The organism is Hymenobacter arcticus (genome assembly GCF_054779975.1).
On record NZ_BAAGXF010000010.1, the window covers coordinates 1 to 17,952 of the forward strand.

Genomic DNA, 17,952 nt, shown 5'->3' on the forward strand with positions numbered 1-17,952 from the left:
GATCAAACTCTCCATTGTAAAATATTCCTGCACCATGGCGAACCATGGCTGATGTCGAGATGCGCTCCTTGCTCGTATTAACGAGTTCAGTTTAACTTTACATTTCTGCTTACTTACGTAAGCATACTTACCATTTGTCTTTTCCAGTCATTCAAAGAACGTTTGTTGCTTCCAATTGAGGCAACTTAGTGAGCTTGTTTAGCGGCTCGTTTTCTTGTCGGTTACAACACCCTTTTGTAATTGGGAGTGCAAAGGTAAGAAGATTTTCCTTCTTTCCAAACTTAAAAGCGAAAATTTTTATTTTTTCGTTTTAGTTTTTTAGCTTTCGCTTCTGGTTGAAGCGTGCTGCAAAAGTAAGAAGAATTTTTAACTTTCAAAACTTAATGTGAAAATTTTTGAAGATTTTCAGTGGGCTTTTCAAGTTCTACCCCCTCCTATTGAGCGGGTTTTTAGAGGTAAGTAGCTAAAAGTTAAGCGGCTACTTTTGGTGTTTCACTGTCTCTTATCCTGTTTAGGAGTGCAAAGGTAGTGGTTTTTTCTGACTTTCCAAATTTGAAGCGAAAAAATTTTAGCTTTCTAGCTTCTCTCTCGGCGTGTCCGATGGGCCGTGGTTTAAACGGGGTGCAAAGGTACAACCGGAATTTTTGAATTGGCAAAAGAGTTTGAGGTTTTATTTTCAAAGCCTTTTGGTCGTTGCCCTTGTCCGTTCGATTTGGGAGTGCAAAAGTACGCTGGGAAGCGGTGGTTTGGAACGGATGCTGCCGGATTTTCTGGGCTGGGCTGGGGTGTGGGGGGGTAGGCGGCGGCGGGCGGGTGGTGCAGGTCAGGCAGTTAGCCGGCCTTATACGGGGGAAGATATTTTAGGGTTGGGGGTCGGGCTGGAAGAAAAGGGTGAGGTTGGGGGCGAATGGGCGGGGGCGCTGGGCTTCGTAGCGGTAGAAAAGCTGGCCTAGCTGGGCCAGGAAGGGCAGGCCGATGGTGTCGTACTCGTAGGCGGCGTCGTTGATGATGCCGTCTTGGTTGACGTAGAGGACGGCGCTGAGCAGGAACTCGGACTGGTGGAGGGAGTCGGCGAAGTAGGCGACATCGGCGAGATAGCCGTGCGACATGCCCACAATGTTGAAAATGCGCAGGCCGGGCTGGGGCTGGGCTTCGGGGCGGCGGCCGTAGTAGAGGTACTTTTTGTAGGCGTCGAAGTACTTAGGGGCGGCGTAGGGGGTGAAATGGCTAGCGTGGGGTGTAGAGCGGAGGTACTGGCGGAGGAAGGCGTGGTCGGCGGGGGTAAGGTGGGGGCGCTGGGCGGCGGGGATAGACTCGGGGAAAAGGGCAGTTTGGAGAAGAGCTGTGATATCGGGCAGGGGCAGGTTGTTGGCGGTGGTGAACTCGTAGGGCTGGTGGATGATGCGGCTACCGGCCTGGTAGGCGCGGCCGGCGAACACGGGGCCGAGGGGCGGCGCGGGGGTGCGGGGGTTAGTTTGGGCGGGCTGCTTATATAACGTATCGCCGGCGGGGGTGTGGAAGGCGATGGGGTTGGTGTGGCGGTTGGCGGCGGTGTCGCAGGGGGCGAAGCGGCGTACGATGCGGCTACCGGGGTAGCCGAGCTGCTGAAGGCGGGTATTTAGCTGGTTTTGGCCGAGGAATTCGTAGAGGCGGTTGTAGGCGAGGTTGTCGCTAACTAGGAGCATCCGCTTGATGTAGTTGCCGACGGTAGCGGTGCGGTCGGAATCGGCGGGGGCGGCGAAGGGGATGGGGGTTTGGCAACGCCAGTCGGTGCCGGTGGACATGATGGTACTCCTATTAATAGAAGCAGGCAGGTTATGGAGCTTTTCGAGCGCTAGCAGGGCGACGGGGAGCTTGACGAGGCTGGCGGGGTTGAAGTATTGGCGGGGGTTGAGGTGGTAGGTGTGCTGGGTGAAGTGCGGGACGTTGTGGACGTCGCGGTTTATTTGGGTATAGATAATCTGGAGCTGGTAGGTGGCAGGGTGGCTGAGGACCTGGGTCAGGGCGGGACTGGTGTGGAGAAGGCTATCGAGGAGAGAAGAATCGGGGGTGGTTTGGGCTTGGGCTGTTGTTACTATCAGGAATAGGGCTAGGAGGCATGGAATAGGCTTCCTGAATGGGGACATTTTCATACTCTGTATAATAAGGAAGGCCGTGATAGTTTTTATCACGGCCTTTACGGGGAACCTCATTCCCTGGCACCCTCTCCAAAAAGAGGGGAGCCGGACGGTAGAGGGCATTTGGGGTTGGATAATTGTTGCTTCGCTCCTACCCTGCTATCTTGTTGGGCGGGTTTACAAATAATAGCTGATGGGTGATAACGCAAGATGCTCGCTGCGCTCGCACTCGGACTACAAAGGCCAAGCTATTTGCTGATAGGCGGGCGGCGTTTTGCTAGTAACAAGTTGCTATCGGTTTGACGCCAGTTGTAGCCGGTTCCGAATGGGAGCGGGCGGGCGCGGCGCAGGGTATCGTGGTAGGCAGTGGTGAGTTCGGGCTGGTATTGCTTGGCGAAGAGGTTGATGGGGCGGTGGTAGGTGCCATAGTAGGTGAATTGCCACGCGCTTTTGGGGAAATACTTCATGGCGATGCCGCTATCGTCTTGCAGCAGGTAGTTGCTACGCTCCAAAACCAGGTTGCGGATTTTGGAGAAGTAACTTTTATGCATGAGGTAAGTGGCCGATTTCACGTAAGTTGTGAGAGGACCGAGGCTACGCACATAGGCTAGCGGGGCGCTTTTAGTAGTGAGCTTCCAGTCGCTGAGGTCGGCAGAGAAGTAGTAGATGATTTTCTCAGTACCGTCGGCGGCTTGCAGCTTTAGTTCGGCACCGGGAATGGTTTTGGCTAGCGCCGCCCCTTTGCTGGCGCGGGTGGTGTCGGTTACCTCTTGGAACTGGCCTTGAGCGTCGAGCTGCACGGGGCGCACCGACTGGAGGTGATTGCCGGTGCGGGCGGCGAAGAGCATGATGAGCGGCACGGCCCCGTCGAGATTCACGGATTTGAGGTCGATGGCCATGTCGTTGGTGCGGAAGAAGCTGAAATTCAGCACCGACCAGAGCGACTTCTTAACGGCCTTGAGCAAGATGGGATTGGCTAGGTTGGCGGGTGTGGGAATGCTGCCCACTGGCTCCAGGCCAATCATAACGTAGGTGCGGCTGGCGGGAAACAGCGTGAAAGCGTTGAGAAAATCGGGACCGCTGAAAGGGTAGAAAAGCGTGGGGCTGGCTTGGCGCACCGAATCGAGCTCGGTGGCGGCCCAACGCTGCATGGGGTCGGTGTGGGTGGTGCGATACTTAGCCCAGCTTTTATCTTGGTCCTTGGTGAAGGCTTGCCAGGCCGGCTGCGCGGCCAGGGTGGCAAGCGGGGTACCGGCCTGGGGCGGCAGGCCCGCAAGGTAGTTGGCTACGTTTTGGACGCCGGTGGTATCGGGAGCTAGTACCTTGGCAACCTGCGCAGTAGGCTGTTTGGCAGCGCTATCGGGACGGGCGGCGGCGGGCGAAACTTTGCTGGCCGTGTCGGCCATGGTTTCGGTTTTAGTAGTGGTTTTCTGCTCGGTGGTAGTGTCGGAGCAAGCGGCCAGCAGCCCGAGGGCTGGCACTAGAGAAAGCAGGGAAAGGCGCATTAAGAAAGAGTAGCGGCGCGCGGCTAGGCGCAGTTAGCAGAGTAGGTGAGTGGTAAAGAAGGATACTTAGGCGCGCCGGGGAGTGGGGCTAACCTTTTGGGCAACAAAGTAAACCAGCAACCCACTTGCCACCGTGGCTAGGCCGTAGAGCGACTCGGCAGGCTTGTCCTTGATGATGAAAACGAGCGTCCAGGCGCTGAGGGCCAGGAACAGCAGCGGCGTGACTGGGTAACCCCAGGCGCGGTACGGGCGCGGGAGCTCGGGCTGCCGCCAGCGCAGCACGAACACGCCCAACACCGTGAGAAACGTGAAGAGATTGAGCACAAAGCCCGCGTAAACCAGCACGGCCTTAAAATCGGGCTTCAGGATAAACAGCAGGGTAATAGCTACTTGCAAAATCAGAGCCCGCACCGGAATACCGGCGGTGCTGCGCACGGCCAGCCAGCGCAGGGCGGGCAGGTCCTCGCCCATCACTTGCACAATGCGGGGGCCGGCAAAAACCATGGCGCTGATGGTGGACACGAGCAGTGCCGCGATAACGGCCCCGGTGAGGCGGCCCGCCACGGGGCCAAACAGCCAGCTGGCCGCCAGGTAGCCCACCTCCACCTGGCCCTTGAGCACGCCCAGCGGCGTGGCGCGCAAAAACACGTAGTTCAGCCCCACATATAACAGGAGTACCACGGCCGTGCCGGTGAGCAGGATGCGCGAGAGGTTACGCTGCGGGTTTTCGATTTCGCCGGTGAGGTACACGGCGGCGTTCCAGCCCGAGTAGGCGTAGCTGACATACACCAGCGACACGGCAAACACGGGGCTGAGCAAGGCGCGCCAGTCGGCGGCCGCGGGGGCGAAGTGTAGTGGCTGCGGCTGGCCCATGAATAAGCCCACTGCGATAAACGCCACTAGCACAAGCACTTTGATAGCCGTGATAACTACCTGCAAGCGGCTGCCGGCGCGGGTGCTGCGGCCGTGCACCAAAGCTAGCGCCAGCACCACGCCCACCGCCAGCACGGTGCCGCCCGTGAAGGCCGTGCCCGCCAGCAGCGGGGTGGTGAGGGCGGGCCACACGCTTTGGGCGTACTGGGCCAGGGCCAGCGCAGCCAAAGCGGTGGGCGCGGCAAAGCCTACCGTAGCCGACACCCAACCCGAAAGAAAGCCCAACGCCGGGTGATATATCTGACTGAGGTAGTGGTACTCGCCGCCCGAGCGCGGCATGGCGGCAGCCAGCTCGCCGTAGCTCACGGCCCCGCACAGGGCAATGAGGCCGCCCACTACCCAGAGCATCAGCAACGCAAAGCCGCTTTGGATACCCAGGATTTGGAAACCGAGGCTGGTAAAAACGCCGGTACCGACCATGTTAGCAATAACGATGGCCGCGCCGGTGCGAAAATTTATCTGGTAAGGTTGAGTTGGCACGCCGGCAAAGGTCGGACTGGCGGGCTTATTCGCAGCGTACTCCCAAAAAACGCCCGGCCCACCACCCAAGTGGGTAGTGAGCCGGGCGCTGATGCAACGTAGCGGCGAGCTTATTCGGCGGCTACGGCGGCTTTGGGCTTTTTGTAGAGGGGCACGGTGCTGCACGGCTCGCCATACATGACGCTGGCGGCCACGGGCAGCAGGCGCTGCATAATGGCCACGTAGGCGAAGGTAGGCACCGGCTTATCGCCGCAGCCTTTGATAACCAGCTTGGCGTCCTGGTAGTCGGCGGGGTCGATGCCGGCGATGGCTTCTTCGAAGAGCGACTGCTCCAGGGCTTCCTCGTTGCCGAACACGTAGCGGTGGGCGTGCCCCTGCAACTTACTGGCCAGCAGCATATAAGCCCAGGTGGGCACAATGGCATCGGCCGAGCAGATGATGGCCACGTTTTGGCCGTCGTACTGGGCCCAGTCGTGGGTTTTGACGAACTCGCGGAAGTCCTTTTCGCGCAGCATCAAGCCGTGGAAGAGATTGTCTTTGATGTCGTACACCACGCGGTCGCCGGGGTGAAGGTATTCTTCCAGATTAAGCGTGACGAGGCCGGAAGCGGCGACGCGATTGACGAAGAGGGGCTCCATGTCCATAAAAATTAGTAGCAGAATGAGTTAGAACAGTACTGCGCAGGCAACAGTTACAGCAGCAGTAAAATAGGCCAGCAACCATGAAAACCAAGCTTTGCGCCCACTGTCAGCAGGAGGCTACCACGCTCTACCGCATTCAAACAATGGCTGGGGGCAAGAGCTGGATTTTTGTCTGCGAGAGTTGCTGTATCAAAGCGAAACCCCAGCCGGGCTACCGCTACGGCGGCACTTGGCAGGGCTACCGGCACTAATCCGAATTGCTCACAACGGCTGTTTTTTAGCCGTAGTAGTGTAAACTTCTTTTAAGTAAAATGGCTCGTAGTACGCTACATCCTGAAACTGCTGGCGGTGGTAGGCGGCCAGCGCCAACTCGCCGAGGCTGATGGCGGAGGGCTGCACGTCGGCCAGGAAAACGGCGTTTGGGTTATCGTTGACTAAAGCCTGAAACTTTGCTGCGCCTGAACCAAAGAATAACACGGAGTGGTGGGCTAAATGTTCGGCCAGCGTAGCGGCGTCGAGCACTAAGTTGTTGGGAGCCAGCACTTCGGTTTCATCGGCGCGGTAGAGGGCGGCGTACACTTCCTGGCGGCGGGCGTCGAGCATGGGGCAATACAGATACTCGGCGGCGCGGGGCGTGCGGGCGGCTACCTGGTGGGCCAGCGCGGGCAGCGTGCCCACGGCCAGCAGTGGCACATCGAGGGCAAAGCACAGGCCCTTGGCGGCGGCCGCCCCAATGCGCAGGCCGGTGTAGGAGCCGGGGCCATCGCTGAGGGCCACGGCGGCGAGGTCGGCCAGCGTGTGGCCGGTGTTGGCCACCAGCTGCTCGATGAGCACGGTGAGGTGGGTAGAGTGCGACTTTTCGAGGCGCAATTCAGCCTGGCCGAGCAGGTGGCCGTCGGCCAGGTGGTGCAAAGCCACGGCGCAAATGGGCGACGAGGTTTCGAGCGAAAGCAGGAGCTTGGACATAAGTAAGGGGCAAGTTCCGGCTGGTTGGGAGTTATTTGCAAACCTACCCGCGGCGCGGCCGTAAGTCCGAAGCCATTTTACTTTCCATTCATGTCCACGTTTGCGCCTGTTCCCTACGTTATTACCATCGTGGGCGGCGGCTTTGCGGGAACGGCGCTGGCGCGGCACTTGGCGCGGCAAGCCGGGCAGTTGCCCATAGAAATAGCGCTGGTAGAGCCGCGCGCCGCGCTTGGCCCCGGCCTCGCCTACTCGGCCCCCTGGCCCGAGCTGCTGCTGAATGTGCGGCCCGGCAACCTCAGCGCCTGGGCCGACGACCCGGGCCACTTTGCCGCCTGGCTAGCCCGGCAGCCCGAGGCCACCGCCGGCGGGCCCGAGTTTGCACCCCGCGCCACGTATGGCCGTTACCTGGCACAGGAGCTGGCCGCGGCGGCTACATTAGGAGGTAGTAAACTAACAATCAAGCACTACTCTACCGAAGCGCTGGCCGCGCCGCTGCTGCCCGACGGCCGCCGCGCCGTGCAGCTGGCTGATGGCCGCACGCTGCTGAGCCAAGTGGTGGTGCTGGCGCTGGGCAACTTTCCGCCGCCCCCGCCCACCGGGCCCGATTACCGTTACCTGCACCACCCCGGCTACCACGCCGACCCCTGGGCGGCGGGCGCGCTCGCCCGCATCGGGCCCGAGGAGGTGGTGGTGCTCATTGGCGCGGGCCTCACCGCCGTGGATATGCTGCTGGCTTTACGCGCGCAGGGCCACCGTGGCTTGGTGCAGGTGGTGGCGCGGCGCGGGCGCTGGCCCGCCGCCCACGGCCCGGCGGGCGCGCCGGCTTACCCCAGTTTTTATGCGGAGCTGGCGCCCGAAACTAACGTGGTGGGCGGGCTGCGTTGTGTGCGCCGCCACCTAGCACAAGCCGCGGCGCAAGGCATTAATTGGCGGGCAGTTATTGATGCTTTGCGGCCCGACCTGGGCCGCATTTGGGCCGCGTGGCCGCTAGCCGAGCAGGCGCGGTTTCTGCGGCATCTGGCGGGGCGGTGGTCGCAGGCGCGGCACCGCATTGCGCCCAGCGGCGCGGCGCTGCTGGCCGAGCTGACCGCCAGTGGCCAGCTACAAACGCTTGCGGGCCGCGCGGTGGAAATAGTACCCGCTGAGGCTAGCCTGCGCGTGGGCGTGGCGCAAACTGGTGCAGTAACTACTTACCTAACAGCCAACCACGTTATCTGCTGCACCGGGCCGCTAGCCGACTACAGCCGGCTGCAAGTGCCGCTGGTGCAGCAGTTGCGTGCGGCCGGCTGCCTCACCCCCGACCCCTTGCGGCTAGGCATAGTCACTGATGCCACGGGCGCGCTGCTCGGCCCCGATGGGCAGCCCAGCGCCGGGGGGCTGTTCACGCTCGGGGCCAGCCGACGGCCGGAGTCTTTTGAATCGACGGCCGTGCCGGAACTGCGCCAACAGGCGGCAACGCTGGCGGCCGTGCTAATTCAGCGCTACCAGGCCACATAGCCTTGGTATTCTGACAAGTAAAGAGCCGCCCCGGGCTAACCCAGGGCGGCTCATTCGCACTTAAAATTGACTGACGGCCCTAGGCAGCCAGGGGCAAGCCAGCGGGGTAAAGCGGCAGCACGCGCGTCGCATCGGAGTTGGTTGAAATGACGGCTAGGGGCGCAGCGTCGGCTAGCTCGTCGTGATGGCGGCGCAGGGCGCGCATCAGCAAATATTTATACTTCTCGGCATCAGCCAGGGCTTGCTCAATGGCCTGCACCGCGTCGGTGTACGCTACTACGGGCTGCAATTCGCGGCGGGGGCGGCGGGCTTCAAACACGCGGCTGGACAGGTAATCAGCAGGATTTTTCATAAGTGCGGTAGGGCAGGTTATCGTCTGCTTAAGTAACGCTACCGAGTTGGTTTTGATTCATTTATCATCTTTTGTAACCCATTAAACCATAATACGTTAAGGAACATTAAAATCAGCAAAAAGAAGCCGTTTTTTTGGCAAGGTTTTGGCAATATATCATCCAGTAGCGTTGGTTGATGCCTGAGTTAGTTCAGCCGATAAGTACTGCGGAAATTAAACCTCCCGCGGTGCGTGTTGTCCAACCAAACGTTGTTTTCAACAACTCTAACCGGGGGCTTCGGCTCCTGCCCTGCTATGCGTCGCAATTTGTTTTTTTCCTTGTTTCTGATTTTAGGCCTGGGCTTAGGCCTGAGCAGCTGTGCCCCCGGCGTATACGCTGGTGCCAGCGTGGGCGCTCCCTATCCGTACTATGGTCCTAGCTACTACGGGCCGCGCTACTACGCACCCCGGCCGGTCATTATTACCCCAGCGCGGCCGTATTACGGTGGTGGCTACCGCGGGGGCGGCGACCGGGGCTACCGCGGTGGTGGCGGCCGGGGCGGCTACGGCGGTGGGCACTACGGCGGCCGTCGCGGTCGTTAGGCCTCCGTCAAGTTATCCACTAAGCTTACCTAACACAACCTCCTTCCTTTTCTCACCCTTTTAACCGCGTGCTTCGGCACGAACAAGCCATGCGTTTCCGCCCCTTGTTATTTGCCTTACTACTGAGCTTGCTCAGCGTAGGTGCCGCTTCGGCCCAGGTTGTTATCAACGCCCGAATTGGTCAGCCCTATTACGGGCGCGGCTACTACCCACCCGTGGCGCCCGTAGTGATAGCGCCGCCGCCCCCCGTGTATTATGCACCGGCCCCTGTGTACTATGCCCCGCGCCCGGTTTATTACGCCCCGCGCCCCGTGTACTACGCCCCCCGCCCCTACTATGGCCGGGGTGGCTACGGCCGTGGCCGCGGATATGGCCGCCGCTGGTAAGCTTTAGTAGCTAAGAATATTTCACTAAAAAGCCCCTGATAGCACTGTTTATCAGGGGCTTTTTAGTGATTAACTACTGATGGGCAAATGGTTACCCATACTTCTAGCATACCACACCGGGCTACTACACAAGCCAGCTTACAACGCGTCAGAGTTGTGAATTCGCACGCCACCGCCGTCATCCTGGGCGGCGCGCAACATGGCCTGGGCCACGGTGGCGGCAGCCACGGGACGGTACTTGCGCCAGCCGCCGCGCAGCAGCGGGCGCACCAGCGCCAGCACGGCCGCCCCCAGGCGCTCACCGAGGCGGGGCTGGGCCCGGTCGCCCAGCAGCAAGGAGGGCCGGAAAATATGGATGGCCCGGAAGGGAGTTTGCCGCACGGCCTCCTCCATTTCGCCCTTCACGCGGCTGTAATAAACGCGCGAGCTGGCATCGGCCCCGAGTGAGGATACCACCAGGAACTGCGCCGCAAAATTAGCCGCCGTGAGTGCCGCTAGCTGCACAACGTACAAAAAATCAACTTTATAAAAAGCCTCGCGCGAGCCGGCTTGCTTAATGGTAGTGCCCAGGCAGCAGAACACATCGTCGGCGATGAGGCGCAGGCGCTCGGCTTCCAGCGCGCCCAGCTCTACCACCACTTGCGTGAGCTTGGGGTGTTGGGTGGCTACCGGGCGGCGGCCCACCACAATCACCTTGGCGTAGCGGTCGGAAGCCAGCAGCAGCGGCAGTAAGGCGCTACCAATGAGGCCGGTAGCGCCGGCGAGGAGCGCAGTTTTTTTCATGGCACTTGGTTTCTGGTCTGTAGATTCTGGCTTATAAGGGTTTTATTCGGCTATTGGCGCAGGTGTGTTTTAGCCCGCAAAGGGCGCAGAGGCTTGCGCAGAAGACGCAGAAGCAGGAGGCCATTACAAAGCTGCATTCGGGCCCGTGGAACCAGGAACTACGAACCAATGCTTCACTTGCCTAGCGCTTCGGCGCGGGCGCGGGCGGCCTCGGCTCCGGCCATAAGGCCCTCGCGCACAGCGCCGCTGCCAAAGGCTTTCATAGCGGCCTCGGTGGTGCCACCTTTGGAGGATACGCGGGCAATCCAGTCCTGGCAGCTGAGGCCGGCCTGACTGTAGAGCTCCACCGCGCCCCGGAAGGTTTGGCTGACCAGCAGCTCGGCTTCGGCGGGGGCGAAGCCCATTTGGGCGGCGGCGGCCATCAGGGCTTCCATGCAGTAGTACACGTAGGCGGGGCCGCTGCCCGAGATGGCGGTGCTGGCGTCGATGGCGCTTTCTTCCTCCACGTACACCGTTTTGCCGGTGGTGCTGAGCAGGTTTTGCACCTGCACCAACTCGGCGCGCGTCACCTCATCGGTACTGGTAAAGGCCGTCATGCCCATGCCGATTTGGGCGGGCAGGTTGGGCATGGCCCGAATAATTTTGGGTGTACCCAGCGCCTCGCGCAGGGTGGCAATGCGCACACCCGCCATAATGCTGAGCACCACTTGCTGGGGCTGCACCAGGCCGCGCAGCGTCTCAAACAGCGCCCCCGAATCCTGCGGCTTCACGGCCAGAATGATGATATCGGCCCCCGGCACGCAGTCTTGCGGCTGGCCCCACACGGTACCGATTTCGTGCGCGGCCAGCGCGGACACGCGCTCGGGCGAGCGGGCCAGCAGGCGCAGGTCGAGCCGTGAGGTGATGTGGGCGCGCACGAAGCTGCGGGCATAAGTCAGGCCCATGTTGCCGCCGCCGATGATGAGAATTTTCATACCCTAAGTAAGCTGGCGTAGCGGCGAAGCGCTTACTAGGAGCTTGCCGCTTACGCCATTTAAGTATTGATTAACAGATAATTATAAATTATGCATCTTTGTTGCAAATTCAGCTAAACGCACGATGCAACTACGCTGCAAATGGAACGTTTTATACTTTCCAGACCCAGTTTTGGCGGCGCAGCCAGCTGAGTACAGCCAGCCAGATAAGCAAACATACTACCGCGCCAGCCAGCGATGCATTGCGCGGGTCGCTGAAAAACGGGGCAATACCGCCTTCGTAGAGCCATTCCTTGAAGCCCAACGGCTGGCCAGCCGGGCCCGGTAGCCGCATCAAACCGAAGGTGCGCGAGAGGATGGCCGAGAAGAAAAATACCGCTATCGCGTTGACCCCAAACGCCAGCACTGGCTCCAGCCCGCGCCGGTAGCCGCGCACGTCGCAGAGCCAGTAGAGCAGCGCCAGCAGCCCCAGCGCCAGCCCACCCGCGAAGAGCACGTAGGAGCTTGTCCACAACGCTTTGTTGATGGGGAACCACTGGCCCCAGACCAGGCCCGCCACCACGGCGAGGCCGCCGGCCAGCGCAAGGCCCAGCGGCTTGGCCACGGGCGCGGGGCCGGACCAGCGCAGCCACTGGCCGGCTAGCAAACCCAGCAAGCCGGTACCCAGGGCGGGCAGGGTGCCGAGCAGGCCTTCGGGGTCCCAGGTGCGGGAGGTTTTCCAGAGGTGGGCTTCGGTGAGCACGGTACGGTCGAGCCAGGCCCCGATGTTGGTGGTGGGCGCCAAATTGGCGGGGCCGAAACCGGGTACGGGGATTAGCTGCATCAGCACGGCATAAGTTATCAACACGGTTATCAACAAGATAACCTGCGTGCGCCAGCCCGTGAGCAGGTAGATGCAGCTGGTGCCGAAGTACACCAGCGCGATGCGCTGCAACACGCCCATGATGCGCACGGTGGCAAAATCGAAGTGCGGGTAGAGCGAGGTGAGCACGCCCAGCCCAAACAGCACGGCCGCCCGGCGCGCCACCCGCGCCAGCACTGGCCCCGCGGGCGCGCCGCTGCGCCGGGCCCCGGCCAGGGCGTAGGCCAGGCTCACGCCCACAATGAAGAGGAAAAAGGGGAACACGAGGTCGGTGGGCGTGCAGCCGTTCCACTCGGCGTGCTCCAGGGGCGGGTAGATGTGGCCCCAGTCGCCGGGGTTGTTTACGACCACCATCAGCATCACGGTGAGGCCCCGAAATACATCGAGCGAAACCAGGCGGGTAGGCAGGGTAGAGGTGGCGGGGTGCATAGGCAAGGGAGAAGAGTAGAAAGGCAAAGTAACTGAGTGCGCAGCGGCAGCGCTGGTAGTGAGCGAGCTACCTTCTAATTTTTTCCTATCTTTTGGCTTCCTTTCCCACCTAGCCACCCGCTCATGAGCAAACTTCCCGAAAACACGGATACCTCCCGCCGTCATTTTATCAAGCAAGGCACGGCGGCCACGGCCGGCATTCTCATTTTGCCACGCTTCGTGCTGGGGGGCAAGGGCTACACCGCCCCCAGCGACCAGCTGGTGGTTGCCTGCGTGGGCGTGGGCGGCAAGGGCGAAAGCGACATCGCTGCGTTTGCCAAAACCGGCAAGGCCCGCATTGCCTACCTCTGCGACGTGGACGACCGCCGGGCGGCTAAATCGCGCCAGGCGTTTCCGCAGGCGAGCTACCACAAGGACTGGCGCAAGCTGTTTGACAAGGAACACAAGCACTTCGATGCGGTATCGGTATCGACGCCCGACCACAACCACGCCATTACTACGCTGGCCGCCATGCAGCTGGGCAAGCACGTGTACGTGCAGAAGCCGCTGACCCACGATATTTATGAGGCGCGCACGCTTACCGAGGCGGCCAAGCGCTACAAAGTGGTGACCCAGATGGGCAACCAGGGCGGCTCGAACGATGGCGTGCGGCAGCTGCAAGAGTGGTACGACGCCGGCACCATCGGCGACGTGCACACCGTGTATTGCTGGACCGACCGCCCGGTGTGGCCCCAGGGCATTGCCTGGCCCACCACCAAAATGACGCCGCCCAGTGAGCTGGATTGGGACCTGTGGCTAGGCACCGCGCCCCAGCGCGACTACGTGGACCACCTCATCCCCTTCAACTGGCGCGGCTGGTGGGAATACGGTACCGGCGCGCTCGGCGACATGGGCTGCCACCTCATGGAAGCGCCCTTTAAAGTCCTCAACTTACAGTATGCCAACGCGGTGCAGGCCAGCGTGGGCAGCGTGTACGTGGACGAGTTTAAGCGCGGCTACTTCCCCGAAAGCTGCCCGCCGAGCAGCCACGTCACGCTCACGTTTCCGAAAACCAACAAAACCAAGCAGGACGTAACTGTGCACTGGATGGACGGCGGCATTCAGCCCGAGCGACCCGACGAGCTGGGGGCCAACGAGCTGTTTGGCGACGGTGGCAACGGCACGCTCTTCATCGGCACGAAGGGCAAGATGATGGCCAGCACCTACGGCGCCGACCCGCGCCTGCTGCCCCTCTCACGCAACCAGGAAGTGCACGTGCCCCAAACCCTGGCCCGCGTGCCCGGCCAGGCCAACGGCCACTATGGCCAGTGGGTAGAAGCCTGCCTGGCCGGCTACGGCAAGAAGCAGGTCAGCTCGCCCTTCGAAACAGCCGGCCCCCTCACCGAAGCCCTGCTGATGGCCAACTTGGCCGTGCGCGGCTACGACTTGCAGCGCCCCAAGGCCGCGGGCCAGGGCTTCGACTACCCCGGCCGCGGCCTCAAGCTGCTCTGGGATAATCAGCAAATGCGCATCACCAACCTGGACGAAGTCAACCGCTTTGTGAAACGCGACTACCGGGCGGGGTGGAAGCTGGCGTAATTGATTTGCTGCATCTATAAGAGGCTGCTCTAAACAACGCTGCCCGGCTGCTCTTATGAAAAGCAGCCGGGCAGCGTTGTTTTAGTCTCAAGAAAAACGACCTTCGCTAAATAGCCGCAGTTACCGGTGCGGGCTTGCGCAAATTGAAGCGGTAGCGTGCGCCCAGGCTGATGCTACGCGTGAGGCCCAGCTTATTTCCCGTAGCCTGCTGATGTATGTCACCCGACACACCTTCTAGATTACGGTTAACTGTGTAATCAGCTAGCGCTTCAAAATGACGGTTGAACACCCACCGGCCGCTCAAGCCCACCGTAGCACACAACTGCTCGCCTTGCCCATTAACACTAGTGTGGCTGCCTTCCACTGTTACCCCATCGATTTCAGTATGCGCATCGTTGTCAAATGACGAATGCACATAGGCTAACCCAAGCAAAAAGTCGGCTCGCAGATGGGAGCGCCGCTTGGTTAACGTATACCGGAGTGTAATCGGCACTACGTAGTCGGCCGTGGCATTTCGAAAAAAACCAGTTTTCAATTGCCCAGAGGATAATCGCTGAACGCCCCCCACACCGTCGACATAACTTGAATTCCGGCCATATCCCGCCTGAATAGCTAGTCGATTGCTGAGATAGAAACCAACTCCAAAATTCGAGGCCACCTGTGCCACAGTGGGCGTGAGCACATTCTTATAATGCAGTTCATACTCTCCCTGCGCTAATTGCAGTCCTACATAGAACCGCCGCTGGTCGGGCGCTGTAGTGGAGGCAGCTTGCTGAGCGTGAACTAGCTGTGCACTAAAACAGCCTACCAGTGAGATACCAAGAAGCACTTTCATGGTGGCGGAGGCTTAAGGAAGGTAGCAGAAGTAAATGAAGTCACCGCCAGCGTCTTCATTCAAGTCATAAGGCCACTTCACCCATCCGTATGGTGGTAGAATAGACTCACTATTACCAGATAATATCCCTACTTCTTGGAAGGTCACGGCGTTGACTGACCGTGAATCTTTTGACTGAAACGAATAAACATATGCCCCACCAGCCCCGGCATTTAAGTCTTGTGTATTCCAATAAACATTTGGATTATTATTAGCATTCCAAACCACTGAATAATATACTGGTGTTCTAGGCTGACTATGCCAAGTACCCGTGCCAGAATAAAAAGACATAATAGGGTCCGAAGGAGAGAAGGTATAATTCGAACTACTTTACTCCAGCCCTTTCAACACGCTCGCACCATCGCGAGTGAACTGGAAATATATTTCCCGGCCGCCAGCTCCTTTATTCAAATCAGAATTCAAGACAGTATAACCGTTAAAAATCGGCTTATCCAGCGCAACTCTTAAGTCTACAATTGGCCCACTACCCCCACCCTGCCCCGCGCTGGTAACGAACGTGCTCGTAATCACCGGTACGCCTACGCAGCCGCCGGGCGGGCATTCCTGCGGCGGGTTGTCAATGGGGTCCGTCAGATTGGTAGTGTTGCCCGGGCTTTGGACAGTCTGGCTTTTGGGTAGTAGTACTACCGTCCCGTCGGGGGCCAGCTGAAATGGGTATTTGTCCCGGGCCGCGTCTAGCCTGAGCCGCTTCAAGCGGGTGCTGGCGGTGGGCAGCATAGTACCGTCTTTCACGTACTGGCCGGTGGGGTCCAGCTGCTCGCCGCGCCGCACCTTATCCACGAAGTTCAGCCAGGCTTGCTGCGCGGCGGTGTAGGTTGCGGGCAACGCTTCGCTGGTGGGCGCGAGCGCAACCTTGGGTGCGATGCTGGCCGACGGCAGTTTCTCGCAGCCGCAGAGTGCAACGCCCCCCCCGAATATTGCTAATACAAGGGGTAATGAGTTGATTTTGAACATGCAGTTCGTGGGAAAAGGTGAATAAAGTGGTACGTAAACCAAACTTACTCAAATCCCTTAACAAACCAATATGCTATCTGCAAATATTTGATATTTGTTGAAAGTATTCACGTAAGCTCAGTCTAAGTCAGTTGGCTCCGCTACCTGCCCCCAAATAGCCGCGCAAAGAAGCCGCGGCGCTTGGGCTTCTCTTTTTCTTTGACTTTAACCTTGGTCACCTCCGGCGCACCTGGCACGGTGGGGCGGGCCTGCGGGCGCGGCGCGGCGGCCACGGGCGGCTTCGGACGGGGGGTGGGGCGCGTGGCAGCTACCGGCGGAGCCGGGGTGGTCGGCGCGGCGGCCAGCGTTTCGACGGGCACTTTGCCTTCGGTGAAGATGCGGACGGGCGGGCTCTCGTTGTGCAGACGGTCCACGGCGGTGAGGTAGTAGGCGTAGGCCACGCCGGGCTGGGCGGTGGTGTCGGCAAAGGCGGCGGGCTGGGCCAGCGCGCCGGGCCGGATGATGGTGAGGATGCGGCGCGGGTCGTTGGGCCCCATCACCTGGCCGCGCTCGAAGCGGTAGAGCACGTAGTACGCCGCGAGGTCGCCGTCGGCGGCGGGCACGAGGTCGGGCTGCCAGGTGAGGGTGGCGGTATGGCCCAGGCGGTTGAGCACCAGCTCGCGCACCGGGCGCGGGGCCAGGCTATCGAGCCAGGGCATCACGGGTACCAGGGCCGGGGCGCGGTAGGCATCCTGGCGTAGCGAGTCACTAGTATGCAACGGATTGGTAGCCACTGACTTAGCGGAGAAGAACACACTACCCTGCACGTCGCCGGGGTAGTCGCGGTTGAGGCGCACCTGGCGCAGCAGCTCGCGCGGGTTGCGCCAGGCGGTGTCGGAGCGGGTGCTTTCGAGCATCCGGTAGGTGCCGTGGCCGATGTAGAGGTGGCGGTCGAAGTGGTTGCGCGTCCACCACTCCAGCAGCGTGGCGTAGGGCACGAGCCGAAATTTGGTGCTCCAGTACAGCTGCGGCAGGATGTAATCGACCCAGCCTTTTTGGAGCCACAGGCGCGAGTCGGCATACAGGTTGGAATAGCTGGGCTGGCCGGCACGGGTGTCGGAGCCGTTGGGGTCGGCGCTCTTGTTCATCCACACGCCGAAGGGCGAAATGCCGAATTTCACCCACCGCTTGGCCGACTGAATGCTGTCGTGCAGGTCGCGCACGAGGATGTTCACGTTCTGCCGCCGCCAGTCGGCCAGGCCCAGGTTGTCGGGGTTTTGGCTCTGGAACGCCTGCTCGTCGTGAAACACCACGCCCACCTCCGGGTACGGATAGAAGTAGTCGTCAAAGTGCACGCCATCAATATCATAACGCCGCACCACGTCCATGATAACGCGCGTGATGTGGTTGCGCACGGCCGGCAGGCCGGGGTTGTATAGATACTGGGTACTATACTTGATAAACCACTCAGGATGACGCTTATACGGGTGCAGCGGCGCCAGCGAGCGCGTTACCGTGTCCATGGTAGCCCGGTAGGGGTTGAACCAGGCGTGGAACTCCATATTGTGGCGGTGCGCCTCGGCAATGAGGAAGAGGAGCGGGTCGTCGCCTTCGCCGGGGGCCTTGCCCTGGCGGCCGGTGAGGTACTTGCTCCAGGGCTCTAAATCAGACTTATAGAAGGCATCGGAGGCCGGCCTGATTTGCACAAACACGGCGTTGAGGCCGGCGCGCTGGCCGGCGTCGAGCAGGCGGCGGTACTCACGGCGGTAGTGCTCGGGGGCCTCGCCGCGCTGATTGGGCCAGTCGATGTTGGCCACCGTGGCCACCCAAAAGCCGCGCAATTCGCGCTTAGGCGGGGCGGGGCGCAGGTCCTCCTCACCGGCAATGGCCCCGAGGCTGGGTGGGGCCTGGGCGTGCAAGGCCAGCGGCAGCAGGCACAGGAGATAACAGAAGAAGCGGCGGGGGCAGGAAAACCAAGTACTCAACACAAGCGCAAAGAACGGGTAGGGAAAAGAGTTAAAAGTGAAAAGTGACGGGTT

At 60.6% G+C, this 17,952-nt stretch carries 18 protein-coding genes; 5 read left to right on the forward strand and 13 right to left on the reverse strand.

The window, feature by feature from the left end; translation table 11 throughout:
* Positions 1 to 860: 860 nt before the first annotated feature.
* From ACYVGC_RS16265 to ACYVGC_RS16280, 4 genes are all read right to left on the reverse strand, one after another.
* A complete protein-coding gene (locus ACYVGC_RS16265; RefSeq protein ID WP_460584903.1) occupies positions 861 to 2,126 on the reverse strand; it encodes a serine hydrolase in 1,266 nt (421 codons plus the stop codon).
* A gap of 239 nt (positions 2,127 to 2,365) precedes the next feature.
* Positions 2,366 to 3,622, reverse strand: coding sequence for a hypothetical protein (locus ACYVGC_RS16270; RefSeq protein WP_460584904.1), 1,257 nt, complete (start codon positions 3,620 to 3,622; stop codon positions 2,366 to 2,368).
* A 66-nt stretch (positions 3,623 to 3,688) separates the two neighbouring features.
* Positions 3,689 to 5,035, reverse strand: a complete 1,347-nt coding sequence (locus tag ACYVGC_RS16275; protein WP_460584905.1) for an APC family permease — start codon at positions 5,033 to 5,035, stop codon at positions 3,689 to 3,691.
* A 110-nt stretch (positions 5,036 to 5,145) separates the two neighbouring features.
* Entirely contained in the window at positions 5,146 to 5,673 is a 528-nt protein-coding gene (locus tag ACYVGC_RS16280) for a DUF2480 family protein (RefSeq protein WP_460584906.1), read from the reverse strand.
* An 83-nt stretch (positions 5,674 to 5,756) separates the two neighbouring features.
* On the opposite strand from ACYVGC_RS16280, the gene ACYVGC_RS16285 reads away from it, so the two are divergent.
* Complete coding sequence (locus ACYVGC_RS16285; protein WP_460584907.1) at positions 5,757 to 5,927, forward strand: hypothetical protein; 171 nt, start codon at positions 5,757 to 5,759, stop codon at positions 5,925 to 5,927.
* A 10-nt stretch (positions 5,928 to 5,937) separates the two neighbouring features.
* Here the strand turns inward: ACYVGC_RS16285 and tsaB are convergent, their stop codons facing one another.
* Entirely contained in the window at positions 5,938 to 6,642 is a 705-nt protein-coding gene (tsaB, locus tag ACYVGC_RS16290) for a tRNA threonylcarbamoyladenosine biosynthesis protein TsaB (protein ID WP_460584908.1), read from the reverse strand.
* Positions 6,643 to 6,732: 90 nt separating this feature from the next.
* Between tsaB and ACYVGC_RS16295 the strand changes: the two genes are divergently transcribed.
* On the forward strand, positions 6,733 to 8,139 hold the full coding sequence (locus ACYVGC_RS16295; protein WP_460584909.1) for an FAD/NAD(P)-binding protein: 1,407 nt from the start codon (positions 6,733 to 6,735) through the stop codon (positions 8,137 to 8,139).
* A gap of 79 nt (positions 8,140 to 8,218) precedes the next feature.
* Here the strand turns inward: ACYVGC_RS16295 and ACYVGC_RS16300 are convergent, their stop codons facing one another.
* Positions 8,219 to 8,491, reverse strand: coding sequence for a hypothetical protein (locus tag ACYVGC_RS16300; protein ID WP_460584910.1), 273 nt, complete (start codon positions 8,489 to 8,491; stop codon positions 8,219 to 8,221).
* 318 nt (positions 8,492 to 8,809) lie between these two features.
* Between ACYVGC_RS16300 and ACYVGC_RS16305 the strand changes: the two genes are divergently transcribed.
* Together ACYVGC_RS16305 and ACYVGC_RS16310 are read left to right on the forward strand one after the other, a co-directional pair.
* Positions 8,810 to 9,073: a hypothetical protein gene (locus tag ACYVGC_RS16305; RefSeq protein WP_460584911.1), complete on the forward strand. Its 264-nt coding sequence runs from the start codon at positions 8,810 to 8,812 to the stop codon at positions 9,071 to 9,073.
* 89 nt (positions 9,074 to 9,162) lie between these two features.
* Entirely contained in the window at positions 9,163 to 9,459 is a 297-nt protein-coding gene (locus ACYVGC_RS16310; RefSeq protein WP_460584912.1) for a hypothetical protein, read from the forward strand.
* A gap of 138 nt (positions 9,460 to 9,597) precedes the next feature.
* Here the strand turns inward: ACYVGC_RS16310 and ACYVGC_RS16315 are convergent, their stop codons facing one another.
* From ACYVGC_RS16315 to ACYVGC_RS16325, 3 genes are all read right to left on the reverse strand, one after another.
* Positions 9,598 to 10,242: a Rossmann-fold NAD(P)-binding domain-containing protein gene (locus tag ACYVGC_RS16315; RefSeq protein WP_460584913.1), complete on the reverse strand. Its 645-nt coding sequence runs from the start codon at positions 10,240 to 10,242 to the stop codon at positions 9,598 to 9,600.
* 173 nt (positions 10,243 to 10,415) lie between these two features.
* Positions 10,416 to 11,216: a pyrroline-5-carboxylate reductase family protein gene (gene proC, locus ACYVGC_RS16320; protein WP_460584914.1), complete on the reverse strand. Its 801-nt coding sequence runs from the start codon at positions 11,214 to 11,216 to the stop codon at positions 10,416 to 10,418.
* Positions 11,217 to 11,367: 151 nt separating this feature from the next.
* Positions 11,368 to 12,507: an acyltransferase family protein gene (locus ACYVGC_RS16325; protein ID WP_460584915.1), complete on the reverse strand. Its 1,140-nt coding sequence runs from the start codon at positions 12,505 to 12,507 to the stop codon at positions 11,368 to 11,370.
* A 123-nt stretch (positions 12,508 to 12,630) separates the two neighbouring features.
* On the opposite strand from ACYVGC_RS16325, the gene ACYVGC_RS16330 reads away from it, so the two are divergent.
* On the forward strand, positions 12,631 to 14,085 hold the full coding sequence (locus tag ACYVGC_RS16330) for a Gfo/Idh/MocA family protein (RefSeq protein ID WP_460584916.1): 1,455 nt from the start codon (positions 12,631 to 12,633) through the stop codon (positions 14,083 to 14,085).
* A 106-nt stretch (positions 14,086 to 14,191) separates the two neighbouring features.
* Here the strand turns inward: ACYVGC_RS16330 and ACYVGC_RS16335 are convergent, their stop codons facing one another.
* The 4 genes from ACYVGC_RS16335 to ACYVGC_RS16350 form a co-directional block, all read right to left on the reverse strand.
* Positions 14,192 to 14,920 carry an outer membrane beta-barrel protein gene (locus ACYVGC_RS16335; RefSeq protein WP_460584917.1) on the reverse strand — a complete coding sequence of 243 codons (729 nt, stop codon included), beginning with the start codon at positions 14,918 to 14,920 and terminating at the stop codon, positions 14,192 to 14,194.
* A gap of 12 nt (positions 14,921 to 14,932) precedes the next feature.
* Positions 14,933 to 15,250, reverse strand: coding sequence for a hypothetical protein (locus ACYVGC_RS16340; protein WP_460584918.1), 318 nt, complete (start codon positions 15,248 to 15,250; stop codon positions 14,933 to 14,935).
* Between the two features lie 39 nt (positions 15,251 to 15,289).
* Positions 15,290 to 15,934 carry a hypothetical protein gene (locus ACYVGC_RS16345; RefSeq protein WP_460584919.1) on the reverse strand — a complete coding sequence of 215 codons (645 nt, stop codon included), beginning with the start codon at positions 15,932 to 15,934 and terminating at the stop codon, positions 15,290 to 15,292.
* A gap of 140 nt (positions 15,935 to 16,074) precedes the next feature.
* Positions 16,075 to 17,898: a glycoside hydrolase family 10 protein gene (locus ACYVGC_RS16350; RefSeq protein ID WP_460584920.1), complete on the reverse strand. Its 1,824-nt coding sequence runs from the start codon at positions 17,896 to 17,898 to the stop codon at positions 16,075 to 16,077.
* Positions 17,899 to 17,952 lie beyond the last annotated feature (54 nt).

Coding starts and splice junctions, on each gene's coding strand:
- ACYVGC_RS16265 (WP_460584903.1), bottom strand. CDS start 2,126: ATGTCCCCATTCAGGAAGCCTATTCCATGCCTCCTAGCCCTATTCCTG.
- ACYVGC_RS16270 (WP_460584904.1), bottom strand. CDS start 3,622: ATGCGCCTTTCCCTGCTTTCTCTAGTGCCAGCCCTCGGGCTGCTGGCC.
- ACYVGC_RS16280 (WP_460584906.1), bottom strand. CDS start 5,673: ATGGAGCCCCTCTTCGTCAATCGCGTCGCCGCTTCCGGCCTCGTCACG.
- ACYVGC_RS16285 (WP_460584907.1), top strand. CDS start 5,757: ATGAAAACCAAGCTTTGCGCCCACTGTCAGCAGGAGGCTACCACGCTC.
- tsaB (WP_460584908.1), bottom strand. CDS start 6,642: ATGTCCAAGCTCCTGCTTTCGCTCGAAACCTCGTCGCCCATTTGCGCC.
- ACYVGC_RS16295 (WP_460584909.1), top strand. CDS start 6,733: ATGTCCACGTTTGCGCCTGTTCCCTACGTTATTACCATCGTGGGCGGC.
- ACYVGC_RS16300 (WP_460584910.1), bottom strand. CDS start 8,491: ATGAAAAATCCTGCTGATTACCTGTCCAGCCGCGTGTTTGAAGCCCGC.
- ACYVGC_RS16310 (WP_460584912.1), top strand. CDS start 9,163: ATGCGTTTCCGCCCCTTGTTATTTGCCTTACTACTGAGCTTGCTCAGC.
- ACYVGC_RS16315 (WP_460584913.1), bottom strand. CDS start 10,242: ATGAAAAAAACTGCGCTCCTCGCCGGCGCTACCGGCCTCATTGGTAGC.
- proC (WP_460584914.1), bottom strand. CDS start 11,216: ATGAAAATTCTCATCATCGGCGGCGGCAACATGGGCCTGACTTATGCC.
- ACYVGC_RS16325 (WP_460584915.1), bottom strand. CDS start 12,507: ATGCACCCCGCCACCTCTACCCTGCCTACCCGCCTGGTTTCGCTCGAT.
- ACYVGC_RS16330 (WP_460584916.1), top strand. CDS start 12,631: ATGAGCAAACTTCCCGAAAACACGGATACCTCCCGCCGTCATTTTATC.
- ACYVGC_RS16335 (WP_460584917.1), bottom strand. CDS start 14,920: ATGAAAGTGCTTCTTGGTATCTCACTGGTAGGCTGTTTTAGTGCACAG.
- ACYVGC_RS16340 (WP_460584918.1), bottom strand. CDS start 15,250: ATGTCTTTTTATTCTGGCACGGGTACTTGGCATAGTCAGCCTAGAACA.
- ACYVGC_RS16345 (WP_460584919.1), bottom strand. CDS start 15,934: ATGTTCAAAATCAACTCATTACCCCTTGTATTAGCAATATTCGGGGGG.